Annotated in this window: 7 protein-coding genes and 8 pseudogenes; 3 read left to right on the top strand and 12 right to left on the bottom strand. The window is 38.7% G+C overall.

Going from position 1 to position 15,386, the window contains the following annotated elements; all coding sequences use genetic code 11:
* Positions 1-13 precede the first annotated feature (13 nt).
* The 5 genes and pseudogenes from greA to MAQA_RS09570 form a co-directional block, all read right to left on the bottom strand.
* Positions 14-493 carry a transcription elongation factor GreA gene (greA, locus tag MAQA_RS09595; protein WP_036073444.1) on the bottom strand — a complete coding sequence of 160 codons (480 nt, stop codon included), beginning with the start codon at positions 491-493 and terminating at the stop codon, positions 14-16.
* Between the two features lie 176 nt (positions 494-669).
* A pseudogene (gene udk, locus MAQA_RS09585) lies at positions 670-1,309 on the bottom strand (uridine kinase).
* Positions 1,306-1,945: pseudogene (locus MAQA_RS09580) on the bottom strand (O-methyltransferase). The pseudogenes udk and MAQA_RS09580 overlap by 4 nt, the downstream one beginning before the upstream one ends.
* A gap of 33 nt (positions 1,946-1,978) precedes the next feature.
* Positions 1,979-3,046: pseudogene (gene mltG / locus MAQA_RS09575) on the bottom strand (endolytic transglycosylase MltG).
* A gap of 137 nt (positions 3,047-3,183) precedes the next feature.
* Positions 3,184-3,384 (bottom strand): hypothetical protein, encoded by a 201-nt coding sequence (locus tag MAQA_RS09570; RefSeq protein WP_036073442.1) that lies wholly within the window; start codon positions 3,382-3,384, stop codon positions 3,184-3,186.
* 147 nt (positions 3,385-3,531) lie between these two features.
* Between MAQA_RS09570 and MAQA_RS09565 the strand changes: the two are divergent.
* A pseudogene (locus tag MAQA_RS09565) lies at positions 3,532-4,189 on the top strand (DedA family protein).
* A 41-nt stretch (positions 4,190-4,230) separates the two neighbouring features.
* Here MAQA_RS09565 and MAQA_RS09560 read toward each other — a convergent pair.
* From MAQA_RS09560 to MAQA_RS09535, 6 genes and pseudogenes are all read right to left on the bottom strand, one after another.
* Complete coding sequence (locus MAQA_RS09560) at positions 4,231-4,554, bottom strand: DUF1292 domain-containing protein (RefSeq protein WP_036073439.1); 324 nt, start codon at positions 4,552-4,554, stop codon at positions 4,231-4,233.
* An 11-nt stretch (positions 4,555-4,565) separates the two neighbouring features.
* Positions 4,566-4,986: pseudogene (ruvX, locus tag MAQA_RS09555) on the bottom strand (Holliday junction resolvase RuvX).
* Positions 4,983-5,255: an IreB family regulatory phosphoprotein gene (locus tag MAQA_RS09550; RefSeq protein WP_036073437.1), complete on the bottom strand. Its 273-nt coding sequence runs from the start codon at positions 5,253-5,255 to the stop codon at positions 4,983-4,985. Before MAQA_RS09550 ends, ruvX begins: the two are co-directional and overlap by 4 nt.
* A gap of 142 nt (positions 5,256-5,397) precedes the next feature.
* A pseudogene (gene alaS / locus MAQA_RS09545) lies at positions 5,398-8,035 on the bottom strand (alanine--tRNA ligase).
* Between the two features lie 290 nt (positions 8,036-8,325).
* A complete protein-coding gene (locus tag MAQA_RS09540) occupies positions 8,326-9,021 on the bottom strand; it encodes an ABC transporter ATP-binding protein (protein ID WP_036073739.1) in 696 nt (231 codons plus the stop codon).
* 8 nt (positions 9,022-9,029) lie between these two features.
* Positions 9,030-10,587, bottom strand: a pseudogene (locus MAQA_RS09535) (ABC transporter permease).
* 153 nt (positions 10,588-10,740) lie between these two features.
* On the opposite strand from MAQA_RS09535, the gene pieR reads away from it, so the two are divergent.
* Entirely contained in the window at positions 10,741-11,439 is a 699-nt protein-coding gene (gene pieR, locus MAQA_RS09530; RefSeq protein WP_036073435.1) for a two component system response regulator PieR, read from the top strand.
* 6 nt (positions 11,440-11,445) lie between these two features.
* Positions 11,446-12,879, top strand: a complete 1,434-nt coding sequence (gene pieS, locus MAQA_RS09525; protein ID WP_036073433.1) for a two component system sensor histidine kinase PieS — start codon at positions 11,446-11,448, stop codon at positions 12,877-12,879.
* Between the two features lie 114 nt (positions 12,880-12,993).
* Here the strand turns inward: pieS and recD2 are convergent.
* Positions 12,994-15,386, bottom strand: a pseudogene (gene recD2, locus MAQA_RS09520) (SF1B family DNA helicase RecD2).

Here is a 15,386-nt window from a genome sequence, read left to right as displayed (position 1 = left end):
TGTACCTAGGAATTTAAGCTTCGATTTTAATGATTTTAACAGTCATTTCACCGCCTGGAGTTTGAATCGCTACTTCTTCCCCTACATTATGTCCTAAAAGTCCCTTAGCGATCGGTGAATCATTAGAAATGCGTCCGTTGAATGGATCAGCTTCTGCACTGCCGACGATTGTATAGGATTCTTCATCTCCATCAGGGATTTCTGTAAACGTTACTTTTTTACCAAGAGTAACGGTATCATTGTCAACTTCTGAGCCATCAATGATGTGAGCGTTGCGGAGCATATTTTCAAGCGTCGTGATTCGTCCTTCAACAAAAGCTTGCTCGTCTTTTGCAGAATCATACTCAGAGTTCTCAGAAAGATCCCCAAAATCACGCGCGATTTTAATCCGTTCTACAACTTCCTTACGTTTTACCGTTTTTAGTTCATTTAATTCTTGTTCTAATTTTGCTTTCCCTTCAAGCGTCATGGGATATACTTTTTCAGTTGCCAAATTTGTTCTCTCCTTTGATATCGTATCGATAAGTATAGAAAAGTACGGAGATCAGCGCCCCGCACTTTTTTGAAAATCTGCTGTTCTAGAAAAAGCATCTGCTTTCTCAAAGTCATTATCTTATTTACTATCAGCATTTTACCGCAAACGCTCTGCTTTTTCAAGCAAGCATCTTTCTAGCGATGAAGATTTTCTTCCAAAACAACAGCAATCTTTGTTGTCATCAGGTCGATCGCAACATGATTTTGTCCGCCTTCTGGAATAATAATATCCGCATATTTTTTTTGTTGGTTCGATAAACTCATTATGCATTGGTTTTACGACGTTTAAATATTGATCAATAACAGAATCAAGCGAACGCCCGCGGTCCTTAATATCACGCATTAAACGCCTGATAATCCGAATATCATCATCGGTATCAACATACACCTTGATATCCATCAAGTCCCGCAATCGCGGATCTTCTAAAATCAATATCCCTTCTAATATGATAACTTCACGTGGTTCCTGATGAATCACTTCATCTGAACGATTGTGAACTGTATAATCATAAACAGGCTTTTCGATTGCTTCATAACGTAAAAGTTGTTGCACATGTTCAATCAATAAATCCGTATCAAAAGCTAGCGGATGATCATAGTTTGTTTGAAGTCGTTCATCAAAAGATAAATCTGACTGGTCTTTATAGTAAAAATCCTGTTCCAGCATCAAAATGGAGCATTCTCCAAAATGCTCATAAATTTTTTTGCAGACACTCGTTTTTCCTGAGCCAGAACCGCCAGTTACCCCAACGACCACTGGTTTTCTTTTCATCATCCGTCTCTCCTTCTCGTGACCGCGAGTCCGTCTCCAAGTGGAATGATACTCGTTACAAACTCGGGCTGATCCATCAAAAAGCCATTAAACTTGCGCATTTTTTTTCGCGATTCTCGCCTTCTTCTGCACTTCAGGAAGTTCATCCAGTGCAAGTCCTTTAAATAGAACATTGTCACTATAAATCACGCCTTTAGCGGTCAGATGTGGACTATATAAATCAAAAAACTTTTCATATTGAGCTTTGGCAGCATCAATAAAAATCGCATCGAAAGGTCCTTTGCTTCCAAGCTTTTCAAAATCTAAAAGCGCATCTCCAAGCACAAGCTCCACTTGGTTTGTCCCAAATCTCTCTACATTTTCTTGTGCAACGGAAAAACGATCTTCATCACGTTCAATTGTAATAATTTCTGTTTCGGGCAATACTTCTTGCATTCTAAGTGCCGAATAACCAATTGCAGTACCAAGCTCCAAAATTCGTTTAGGCTGCTGAATAGCCATAATTTGAAGCATGGCATGCAGTGAATCTTTTTCCATAATTGGAACCGCTTCTTGCTTTGCATACTCTTCTATTTCAAGAAAAAAAGGTGAGCTTGCGGGAATCTGTTCCAATAAATAATCATGAATGAACGCATCCATCAGTTTAAAAATCCCTTCCATTCTGTCTAAAAATCAATTTCCATTGATGTGCTCTTCTTTTAATTTGTTATGTTCTTCAAGTGTCTTTGAAAAATAGACCTTTCCTGTTTTGGTGTTTGCTAGGAAATACAAGTAATCTGTTTTAGCAGGGTAAAGCGCTGCTTCAATAGACGATTTCCCGCTATTAGAAATAGGACCTGGCGGCAAGCGTTATTTAAATACGTATTATAGGGTGACTCAACTTTTAAATCTTTATATAAGGTACGAGATTTATGCTTTCCAAGTGCATAAAGAACAGTTGGATCTGTTTGCAAACGCATTTTTTCATCTAGCCGATTATAAAATACACTTGCGATCGTTTTCCGGTCAACATTTTCTGTAGCTTCCTTTTCGATAATGGAAGACATCGTTAACAGTTCATGGACACTCTTCTTTTGTTTTTTAAGTTCTTCTCGGTAAGGCGCAAGATTTAGTTGTGTCGCTTTTACCATTTCTTCAAGAATAGTATCAATTTTCGGCTCTGCTTCTTTAAATTCATATGTCGCCGGGTAGAGATAACCTTCAAGTGGATGCTTAATAGCTTGATTCAACACATCTTTTGTCACCGTATCAGGATAACTTTCTATCATTTTCTCGACAAAAGTGTGATCGTCCATTTTGGCTAACACATCTTTTTTCTTGAGTGTCGGTGCATATTGAACAATCCGATCTGCAATTTGATCGAGTGAATAGCCTTCTGGAACTACTAACCGTTCTGGGACTGCCGTTTTTCCAGATTTTAAGACATTGACAATTTTTTCAGTATCCATGGAAGGACTTAATTCATATCTGCCTGCTTTTAAATTCATTTCATTGGTATACTTTACATAATAAGAAAACAAAGTCGCACTGTTGATGACTTTTTCATCTTCTAAAATGTTCCCAATTTTTTTTGGCGTTTGCCCCAGCAGGAATTTCTACCACTATTTTTTCTTTGCTATCCGAATTTTTGGCATCCAGTTGTTTTTTTACATAAAAATAGCCTGCAATCGTGATTATAACAAGAATGAGTACGATGAGTGAGATAATGATCGTAATCCTTTTACCCTTTGAACTTGCCAAGCATGATCCCTCATTTCTTAATCTTTGTTCAGTTTATTATAACGATTTTTTTTCTCGTGTGACTATCTCTTTTTCGACTAAACACGAAAATTTCTGAAAGAGTCTTCCCCTTTCAGAAATTTTAAACGCCTATTAAATTACGCATCCATTGATTCAACGGATTCGATGTTTCGTTTATAAAGTCGAATTGAGCGCCCCATATCGTCGTCAATCAAGAAAGTTCCTTCTCCTGTTGGTACAAGCGCATCAGTGATCGCTCGCTTTTGTGATTCACTCTCGACGGTTTTTTCATAAGAACGTCCGCTTACCATATGTACAGTTACTACAAATTTTTCCATTTTTAGCCTTCTTTCTTCGAATTTCGACTATATTTATACTAACAAAGATTCTCTTATTCGTCACTTCAAAAAGATTCCATCGTTTTTTTTTACATTTGTGCTATAATAAAAAAAGTTAACAACTGAACACATTAAAGGAGTCTTGTCATGTTACACACGTTAATCCAAAGCCTGCAAGATTTTGTCATGTTTCTGATCGATACTCTTGGTCATTTCGGCATTTTTCTTGCCATGTTGATCGAAAGTGTTTGCATTCCGCTTCCAAGTGAAGTGATTATGCTTTTTGGTGGTTTTATGGCGGAAGCAGGAAAACTGAATTTTTGGCTAGTCGTTTTTGCAGGTATCCTTGGAAATCTTGTCGGATCTTGGATTGCTTACTACATCGGGAAAAAAGGCGGTCGCGCACTCGTGCTTCGATTCGGGAAATATATTTTCTTAAACGTCAAACACCTCGATCAAGCTGAGCACTGGTTTACTCGCTACGGGGCATCTGCTGTTTTTTTTCGGCCGAGTCTTACCAGTTATCCGAACTTTTATTTCCTTACCAGCAGGTATTGCTAAAATGAATTTAACCAAATTTACCATTTATACGATCTTAGGCTGTATTCCTTGGAATATTTTCTTAACGTGGCTTGGATTTACCCTCGGATCTAACTGGTCTGTTGTTGAAAAATACACACGGCCTATCAGCTACCTTATTCTCGTACTGTGCATCGCTTTCGTTGTCTGGTTAGCTTACAAGATTTGGAATAAACGAGCTCGTAAAGAAACAAAAAAAAGACATGTAGCTTCTGATGCGGCTTGAGATACTCAAGCCGTGTTTTCTTGAAGCAACATGTCTTTTGCTTATTCTTCGTCTTCGTCTGCTAAAAAAGTAGCAAGAAGCTCTTCAATCATATCCCACTCTTCGTCCGTTTCAACGGGTTTTAAGTTACCCTCTTTCCCGTTTTCACTTTGTTCATAGGAAGATGCTAAAATTTCGATTTCTTCATCCTCAGATGCCCCTGCAGGGAAATAAAGCACGTAAGATTTTCCGAAATCATCTGAATCAAAGTCAAACAAAATTTCGTATTTTTCTTCTACGCCTTCTTCGTTTGTAATCCAAATGATGTTTTCTTCTTCCCCATGATTATGTTCATGGTTGTGCTCGTGGTTATGGTTTTCTGCCATTACTTTTCACCTCATTTATTATTTGCATCCAAAAAGGATTGTAAAATCATCACTGCTGCAAGCTTATCAATCACAAGCTTGCGTTTTTTTTCGACTGACATCCGCTTCAAGAAGAGTTCGCTCGGCAGCTTGTGTTGTCAATCGTTCATCCCACAAGACCACCGGAATCCCCGTTCTTGCTTCAAGAACTTCGGCATATTTTTTTGAGCTTTCAGCACGGCTTCCAAGTGAATTATCCATATTTTTCGGAAGACCAACGACAATTTTTTCAACGTCATTTTCTTCTGCAAGTTCCTTCACTCGGTTATAACCAAACTGTTTAGCAACTTCGTCAATTGAAATGGTTTCAATTCCCTGGGCCGTCCAACCGAGCGCGTCACTAATCGCAACACCAACTGTTTTCGAACCCACATCCAGTCCCATAATCCTCATTTTTCACCAATTTCATTGTTTTTAAGATAAGCGCGGACAAGCTCTTCGATGATTTCGTCACGTTCTAACTTGCGAATCAAATTCCGCGCGTCTTGATGCCTTGGGATATAAGCCGGGTCGCCAGAAAGAAGATAACCAACAATTTGATTAACTGGATTATAGCCTTTTTCCTGCAATGCAAGATAAACTTGCTTCATAATTTTTCGAACATCTTCTTCGATTGAATCGTCTCCAAAATTATAGAACATGGTTTGATCTTTTGTACCCATAACGTGTCTACACCTCTATTCCTTCACTTTCCCATCTATTTTACACTAATCTTTCGACATTGACAAAGGAATACGCCACACTTAACCTAATTTTAATATTTCAAGAAAAAAAGAACGCAAATTCGCGCTCTTCTTTCCGAAATTAGCCTTGCATATTTTGAATAATAGTAGGAACTTCAGCAAGTGCTTTTTCTAGCTCCGCTGGGTTTTTCCCACCAGCTTGCGCGAGATCAGGTTTACCCCCGCCATTTCCGCCACAAAGTTGTGCAACTTGTTTGATGATGTTCCCCGCATGAAGTCCGCTTGCCATTGCGTCTTTTGAAACAGCGGCAATCAAATTAACTTTTTCGCCAGAAGTAGCCCCTAATACAAGAACTCCTCCGATATTTTTTTCTTTTCCAGTTATCAGCAAATTGACGTAACGCTGCCATATCTTTTGCCGCTACTTGTTTAGCAATCACATTGATGCCACCAATGTCTTCCCCACTTTCAAAAATAGCACCACTTGCTGCATTTGCCAGTTTTGATTGGAGCGATTCATTTTCACGGCGCGCCTCGCGCAATTCAAGCTGCAATTGTTCGATTTTTGTCAAGACTTCTTTTGGACTCGTTTTAAGTTTTGCTGCAGCATCTTTTAATTGCTGTTCTTGTTCTGTTACAAAGTGATAAGCCGCTTCTCCAGTTACTGCTTCGATTCTCCTTGTTCCAGCACCAATCCCCGTTTCTGAAAGGATCTTGAATTGCCCGATTTCAGATGTGTTTTTGACGTGCACACCACCACAAAGTTCAATGCTATAGTCTCCAATTTGAACAACGCGAACAATGTCGCCGTATTTTTCACCAAAGAGCGCCATTGCACCAAGCGCTTTTGCTTCATCGATCGGCATTTCATCAATCGAAACGGTCAACTGCTCCCAAATTTTTTCGTTTACAATTGCTTCCATTTGTTGTAGCTCTTCTTCTGTAATTTGTCCAAAGTGCGAGAAGTCAAAGCGCAGGCGATCTGGGGCAACAAGCGATCCAGCTTGATTCACATGCTCACCTAATACGTCTTTAAGTGCCCGGTGAAGCAAATGAGTTGCGGTATGATTTTTCACCGTTTTTCTTCGCTCTTCCGCGTTAACTGTAAGTTTCACATGATCCTGCGATTTCAAAATACCTTCTTCTACAACGATTCGGTGAATATTTTGCTTGTTAGGAGCTTTTTGAACATCTTTTATATAAGCAAGACCCGTTTCACTTTGAACAGTTCCGTGATCAGCTACTTGCCCACCACTTTCAGCATAAAATGGCGTTTCTTTAAAGATAGCTTCCACTTCTTCACCAGCTTTTGCTTCTTCAACAAGTTCATCGTTTTGAATCAAATAAAGAATTTCAGAAGCATGAACCGTTGTTTCATAGCCGACAAAAACACTTTCTTCCGTTAGACTTTGTAAAAGTTCACCTTGCACTTTCATGGACTGCACATCTGCACGCGCTTTTCTCGCGCGCGCACGTTGTGCTTCCATTTCTTTTTCAAAGCCCGCATGATCCACTTGTAGCGAATGATCAAGCGCGTATTCCTCAGTCAATTCAACCGGGAAGCCATACGTATCATAAAGTTTGAAAATGTCTTTTCCTTCAATAATTTGATTCCCTGTTTTTGCTTTTGCAATCAGCTCTTCAAGAATTGCAAGCCCTTCATTAAGCGTTTCATGGAAGCGTTCTTCTTCTGTACGAATCACTTTTTCAATAAAGTCTTGTTGATTCTCTACCTCTTTATAGAACGAATTCATGATTCTACCGACAGTTGGTACGAGCTTATACATAAACGGTTCATTAATACCAAGAACTTTTGCATAACGAACAGCTCTACGAAGCAAACGACGAAGCACATAACCTCTACCCTCGTTCGATGGGAGCGCCCCGTCACCAATAGCAAAAGCAACAGTCCGGATATGATCAGAAATAACCTTAAAGGCTACATCTTTTTCAGGAACCACTCCATATTTTTCGCCAGAAATTGTTTCAACTTCACGAATGATTGGCATGAACAAATCTGTTTCAAAATTAGTTGGTGCATTTTGGATAATCGAGACCATACGTTCTAGTCCCATCCCCGTATCAATATTTTGTTTAGGTAGTTCCGTGTAGCTTCCATCTGTATTGTGATTAAATTGCGAGAAAACCAAATTCCAAATTTCTAGGTAACGTTCATTTTCGCCACCTGGATAGAGTTCTGGGTCATTAGGGTCATTTCCAAACGCTTCACCGCGATCATAGAAAATTTCACTATCTGGTCCACAAGGTCCGCCCCCAATGTCCCAAAAGTTATCTTCAATCTCCACAATACGGTCACTTGAGAGCCCAATTTTTTCTTTCCAAATCTTTTTCGCTTCAGTGTCTTTTGGATAAACGGTCACATATAACTTATCAGCGTCAAAGCCAATCCACTCTGGACTAGTAAGAAATTCCCAAGCGAAAGTAATCGCCCCTTCTTTAAAATAATCTCCGATCGAAAAATTCCCTAACATTTCAAAAAAAGTATGGTGTCGAGCCGTTTTCCCGACATTTTCGATATCATTTGTACGAATAGATTTTTGTGCATTTACAAGACGCGGATTATCTGGAATTACAGAACCATCAAAATATTTTTTCATGGTTGCAACCCCACTATTGATCCATAAAAGAGTCGGATCATTTACCGGAACAAGTGATGCACTCGGTTCAACCGTATGTCCGTGTTGTTTAAAATAGTCAAGAAACATCTGTCTAACTTCACTGCTTGATAAAGTTTTCATTTCATTTTCCTCCCTTAACAAATAAAAAAGCCTTGCAATCGTTGCATCAGGGACGAAATTTTCGCGGTACCACCCTGTTTGCAACGACACAAGACTTGTATCATTACCTCTTCATGTCTTTAACGCAAGACTTACGTTTTTTTTTGCGCAAGAGAGCAATTTTAGTTCTTCCCTACTTTTCTTTCAGCCGTGGAAAAGTTCTCTTCTGAGGTTCAATTACTAAAATCATATTCTTACAAAAATAACCATAATTTCTATATCTAAAATTATAGAGAAGCTTATGCTTGTTGTCAACTGTTAATTATAGCAGAATCTTTCATTCCTACTGTTTGAAATTGTCCATTTCGAAGTGTTAATTTCACGTCGGAAACTTTGGCGATTTCCGGATCATGCGTCACCATGATCACTGTTTTCCCATCTACATGTGCGAGATCTTGAAACAGTTTCACAATTTCCTTACTAGTTCGCTCATCTAGATTCCCTGTTGGCTCATCTGCAACGATTAAATTTGTCTCTGTGCTGAGAGCTCGTGCAATCGCGACGCGTTGTTGCTGTCCACCGCTTAAAGTCAGTACTTTTTGCCTTGCTTTGACTTCATCAATCCCAACTTTTTCAAGAAGTTCAAGTGCGACTTCTTTCTTATTTGGATAGGAGACTTTAGTAATTTCCATAGCCGTTATCACGTTTTGTAGCGCCGTCATATATGTCAACAAATTATAGCTCTGAAAAACAATAGAAACAAATTGATTACGATAAGTTGAAAGACCAATCTCTAGAAGTGAACATCCTTCATAAAAAATTTCTCCTTCATTAGGTTTATCAAGACCACCTGCAAGTGATAAAAAAGTCGTTTTTCCAGAGCCAGAACTTCCCACTACTGTATAAAAAGTTTCTTCATAGAAAGAAAAATCTAAATCCTCAAGAATTGCTTCTTCCTTTGTTTTATACCAATAACCAATTTTTTCAAAGGTTAAAATTTTCTTCATCTTCATCACTACTCCTGTTTAGTCAATATCGTTTTAGGATTCATACGTAAAATGCTCGTCCCTGGAATCACAACAGAGATGAAAGCAATTAAGAATCCAATTCCTGCCATCTTACCAATTTCAGCCGGAGTCACCTGAATATCCAATTTCTTGATTTCCTCTTGATTTTTCGTCAAGTTTTCGAAACTGCTAGAGACACTTCCAAATGGGCCTCCCCCACTAGGACCATTCCCACGATGATCTTGGCCACTTTGTCCTGTTGAATTCCCCGACGTTGAGTTCGTTTCCGCTGTTTGACTATTCTCTTGATTAAGTAATTGATTTCCCGCTACTTGTGCCACAAACGGACTAGCAAGACCTGCCACAATAAACGAGATCATTGCTACAATAAAAATCTCTACAAAAAATTGCCCTAACAATTTTGTTTTCTTTTCACCAATGGATAGCAACACGCCCATTTCATATTTTCGTTCGCGAATTTGCATCATCACGAGTAGCGCCAACATCAAAACACCTGCAATAGAAACGATATAAACGACATTTTTTGAAAAAGATGCGACGTTTTCAATAGGTCCAATCATCTGCTTATATAAACTGTCGTTTGCATCAAGCTTAAACTCATCCCAATCAATTGTATTCATCTTTTTCGCTTCTTTTTGAAAGGCAGTGATATTAGTCGCATCATCCATCGTATAAACTGCAGAGTCAACTGTTCCTTCATATTTGGCACCCTTAAGCGTATTAGCGATGGTATAAGGTACGTAGATTTTATTGTAGGGATTTAAAAATGAAAAATTATTTGCCATTCCATTATTACTACTTGAAGAATCACTTGATTTGTAAATGCCAACGATTTTTAAAGTAACAGAAGTTTTTTCATCACTGGACTGAATTTTAATGGAATCACCAATTTTCCACTTATTTTGGCTTGCAAGTGTCTTTTCAACAAGTACAACTTTTTTTATTTTCATCTGCTTTTGTTAACGCTCGACCACTTGTTAATTTTGCAGACTTTTCACTAAAATCTGTAGAACTAGCCGAGTCGAGTACGCCGCTTACGCTTAAATCTGCTTGAATCATCTGCGGACGATTTTCAGTTGAATTTCCGCCTCCAAGCCTACCCTCTTCACCCGTATTATTTGCAGAATCACTACTTTCCTCTTGCGAACTGTCACCACTTGATTTCACTGGATCAAAATCCTCCGCAAGCGCTTGGGTACTTGAATAAAGATTGTAACTCGTTACATGATTTAATTTTGCCAAACTTTCAGCCGCTGAAGTCTTTACAGGAGTTGTGTTAAACGAAGGAGCTTTTCTTTCACTAGAATTAGAAGATGAGTTTTCTGAATTTTGTTCTGCTTGCTCCATCTGTTTTTCTCTATCGTAGCTAAGGGTCACTGTTCCCCTAAGTTCTTTTCTTGCTAACTCGCTGGCTTTATTCGCAGCTGATTGAATTGTAAAACCAGATAAAACTAAAACGGAAACAATCGTAAAAATAATAAAAAGTAAAATAGACCGCCCTATTCTCGCTTTTAAACTCCAATAAGCACGCTTGATAAAATTCATATTCGTTCCTCCATTTCTTCGGTTACAAATTTTATCTTAAGCACCATTTATGAAAAAAGCATGAACAAATTGTGGTTATACTTTTAAACTTATCGTAAAGACTTGCGAAATGAATACTTTTAAGATACTTTTAAAGAGTAAGGAGTGTAGCTGATGCGACTATTAATGATTGAAGACAATGAAAGTGTTACTCAAATGATGGAATTATTTTTCTTAAAAGAACAAATTGATGTGACTTTTGTTCATGATGGTAAAGTGGGCTATGAGCGATTTTTGAAAGAAACATTCGACTTATTGATTATAGACTTGATGCTCCCCTCGATGGATGGTATGACGATTTGTCGTAAAGTTCGAGAAGTAAGCGATATTCCGATCATCATACTTACAGCAAAAGAATCTGAATCAGATCAAGTACTTGGACTTGATCTCGGGGCGGATGATTATGTGACAAAGCCATTTAGCCCGCTTGCATTAATCGCCCGAATCAAAGCTGTTTCAAGGCGTTTAGCCCCAGCCTCTAATGACGATAAGATACTGAGCGGAACGACACATTCACTTCAAACCGAATACTTTCAAATTGATAAGACAACCCGTGAAGTTCTTTATAAAAATGTCCCACTTGAAGCACTTACACCGAAAGAATTCGATTTATTTTACTTTTTGATAGAGCATCCTCGCCAAGTTTTTTCACGCGAACAATTACTAGAGCGAGTTTGGGGGTATCAATTTTACGGAGACGAACGAACTGTTGATGTACACATTAAACGTCTCCGCAAGAAAATCGCAACGGAGGAACATTTATTTTTGCATACCATTTGGGGGGTAGGCTATAAATTTGATGAAACGGATTGATGTGAGTTGAAATTTAAATATGTTTATCAACTGTTTGCAACGCAATTTATTATTTTGCTGGCGACTTGTTTACTTATCGGCTTGCTTATCTCTAATTTTCTAAAAGATTATTTATACGAATCACAAGTGGAGCTATTAACAAAATATGGAGAAAAAATCAGTAGTGAAATTCGTTTTGCTGGAGATGAGAACATGCGGACGACTTCACTAGAAGCTTATCAGCACGCACTTGATGTTGACCATATTCGATATACAATTCTTAATAATCAAGAACAAATTGTGTTTCCCACTTCCGACAGACCACTCCCGCCCGATTTTAAAATTTCAAAAGAGGCTTCTAAAAATCTCAAAAAAGGCGAAACCGTAACGATTAAAGTCGATAATCGTTTTAATCAAGAAATGTCTGTTGTGTATGTCCCGATTTTATCAGGCAAAACCTTTCTTGGCTCAGTTATTTTGAACTCTCCGATCAGCGGGACAGAAAAAGTCATCGGAGCAATTAATCGTTACATGTTTTTCACGATTCTTTTATCGGTAATCATCGCGCTTGTTTTAAGTGCTATTTTAGCTAAATTGCAAGTGAATCGAATTAATCGCTTACGTGAAGCAACAAAACGAGTGATTAGCGGGGATTATGAAACGCGATTAAACGAAAATAACTGGGATGAAATTGGCGCACTTTCCTCAGATTTTAATAAAATGACAGAAACCTTAGCCACCTCAAAGGAGGAAATAGAACGTCAAGAAAAACGGCGCCGACAATTTATCGCAGATGTTTCTCATGAAATGCGAACACCGCTTACAACCATTTCCGGACTCACTGAAGGACTTGTTAATAATGTCATTCCAGAAAGTGAAACTAATCGTGTTATTCATCTTATTGATAAAGAATCACGTCGTTTGACAAAGCTTGTTAATGAAAACTTGGATTATGAACGAATCCGTGCCAATAAAATCAAACTGGAAAAATCTCGCTTTTCCGTTCAGGCTTTATCAGAAGTATTAGTTGAACAGCTTGAACCACTTGCTCAGCTGAAAAGTGATAAGCTTATCCTTGACATTGAAACCAATCTCCTTGTCTTTGCTGATTATGATCGTCTTACCCAAATTTTATTGAACATTTTAAAAAATAGCATTCAATTTACGGAGAATGGTACCATTACATTATGCGGACGAAGCGATTATAAAGAAACGATACTAGAAATTACTGATACTGGAACTGGCATGGACCCAGAAGAATTGGAACAAATTTGGGACCGCTTCTATAAAGCAGACTTATCTCGCACAAATACGAGTTTCGGAGAATCAGGTATTGGTCTTTCCATTGTAAAACAACTCGTAAAAGCACATGACGGCAGTATTACTGTCACAAGTAAACAAGACCAAGGCACCACTTTTGTAATTCGATTGCCAAATTTTTCTGATCTAGAAGAATATTAAAAAGAAGCTGAGACAAGAAATGAGACTAACTAGCCAAAAGTAAAAGAACAGCAATCGTTCAATGAAATGACATCATTGACGATTCTGTTCTTTTTTGTTTTCGGTCTAAATTCTTTATGCCATAAATTCATAAGGCGAAATCTCATTCATTCCAATCATCGGATCAATTTCAGTCAAATTTTCTGTAGTCAAAATTTTGAGGCTCGACTGCCTTGCAAGATCTTCTTCACTCACAAGCCTGCTTTCAAGCGTTGTTTTGCGCGAAGTATCATTCACACGTTCTACTCCCATCCGAAACGCCTCTTCTTCTCCGCAAAGAATCAAAAATTGTTGACTTCTCGTCACTCCTGTATAAAGTAAATCTCGGCGAAGCATTCGGTAATAGCTACGCACAACGGGCATTATCACAATCGGGAATTCACTCCCCTGCGCTTTATGAATCGAACAGCAATACGCATGTGTAAGTTGATTAAATTCCTGCTTGTAATAACTCACCTCTGTTTGATCGAACTGAACTGTAATCATATCTTGCTTTTCTGTATTTTCTTTAGCATATTGCATCGAAACGATTTCCCCAATGTCTCCATTAAACACGTTTTTCTCCGGTTGATTGACAAGTTGTAATACTTTATCATTCACACGATACTTGACATCGCCATAAGAAATCTCCTTGCGCTTTCCTGAATCATTAGGATTAAAAATTTCTTGTAAATTTCGATTCAAAACGTTAATCCCTGCAGGACCTCGATACATCGGAGCTAGAACTTGAATATCACGAGCGCGAAACCCTTTTTCTTTAGCGTTTTGTACAACCTGATCGACAACCTCAGCAATTTGATTGACCGAACAATGAAAAAAAGAACGATCTTTACTATTTTTAGTGAAATCTGCTGGTAAAAAACCTGCTTTAATATCGTGTGCCATTTGGATAATGGAGGACCCGTCTTTTTGACGATAAATATCTGTCAACTCAACTGTTGGCGCAATTTCAGAACGCAAAATATCACGTAACACTTGGCCGGGACCAACTGATGGTAATTGGTCTTCATCTCCAACAAGAATCACTTGGATATGACTTGGAAGCGCTCGGAATAGCTGATTGGCAAGCCAAATATCGACCATTGACATTTCATCAACGATCAAAAGTCGCCCTTCAATCGCCCGCTCAGAATCATCACTTAAATCCTCTTGCCCATTCATCCCCAGTAACCGGTGAATGGTCATGGCCGGAAGACCCGTTGATTCACTCATTCGTTTAGCAGCACGCCCGGTTGGAGCAGCCAGTAAGACGGGAAATGCGTCTCCATCTTTATAAGCATGGGGATCAAGGCTGACCCCGTGCAGTTCACTAAAGAGTTCTACAATTCCTTTAATTACTGTCGTTTTCCCAGTCCCTGGTCCACCAGTTAATACTAGCATTGGAGAAGTTAAAGCTGTTTTTTAAAGCTTCTTTTTGGGAATTCCCATAGGAAACCCCGATTCGCTCTTCAAGTTCACCAAGTGCAAGTAAAAATTCAGATTCTGGAAATTGTTCTTCGTACTCTGTTTGCTTCATAATTCGTTTCATGTGGTGCGCGAATCCGCTTTCGGCAAAATAAAGGGATGGCAAATAAATTCGCGTATTTTCCATTACGACTTTATCTAGGTCTCCTAGGGCGGTTAATTCTCGGTCTATTTCTTCTTGCAAAACTGGTTCTGGTGCGCTTTCCATTAGCAAACTTCGTGTTTTTTCAATCAGTTCGTCTCGTTCCGAATACACATTGCCATCACGAATAGAATCCGTATCAAGCGAAAAAAGCAAGCCAGCACGAATTCGGTCGGGGTGATTTCCATTTAAGCCTAGTCTGCGTCCTAGTTCATCCGCTCGCTGAAAGCCAATTCCTTTCACATCTTCAATCAACTTATAGGGGTTTTTTTCAAGTATTTCAAGTGCATTTTGTTTGTAAACTTGAAAAAATTTTCATCGAAAGTTGTGGTCCAAAACCGTAGTCATTTAAACCAATCATGACATGTTCTAATCCTTGATTTTCGCGTAGAGTAGCAAGCAATGAATCTGCAGTGTTTTTCGGTAACTTCGGCACTTCGCTAAGCCGATCCGGATCATTTAGCATAATGCTGATCGCATCTTCACCCAAAACAGCTACGATATTCTCCGCTGTTTTTTTGCCGATTCCTTTAAAAAGTTCCCCTGAAAGATAAGCAACAACACCTTCTCTTGTTTGTGGCATCTCTTTATGAAACCGCTCTGCTTTAAATTGTTGTCCAAATTTCGCGTGTTCTTGCATTTTTCCATAAAAAAGATAAACTTCTTGTGGTTCGAGCTTCGGAAAAACTCCCGTTACGATGATATCGCGCTCATCCCAGTCCGTGTTCGTTTCTTTTACTTCAATTCGCGTTACAGAAAATAGATTATCAGGATTATGGAAAATCATCTGCAAAACTTCGCCCTTTATGAACTTTTCATCTGCTTCATCACCAAATAGAGCAAGTGTTTCTTGATTGTTCAT

The organism is Listeria aquatica FSL S10-1188, from assembly GCF_000525795.1.
Taxonomy (GTDB): domain Bacteria; phylum Bacillota; class Bacilli; order Lactobacillales; family Listeriaceae; genus Listeria; species Listeria aquatica.
The sequence above is the reverse complement of the archived record's forward strand: the minus strand, read 5'-3'. Positions and strand labels throughout refer to the sequence as shown.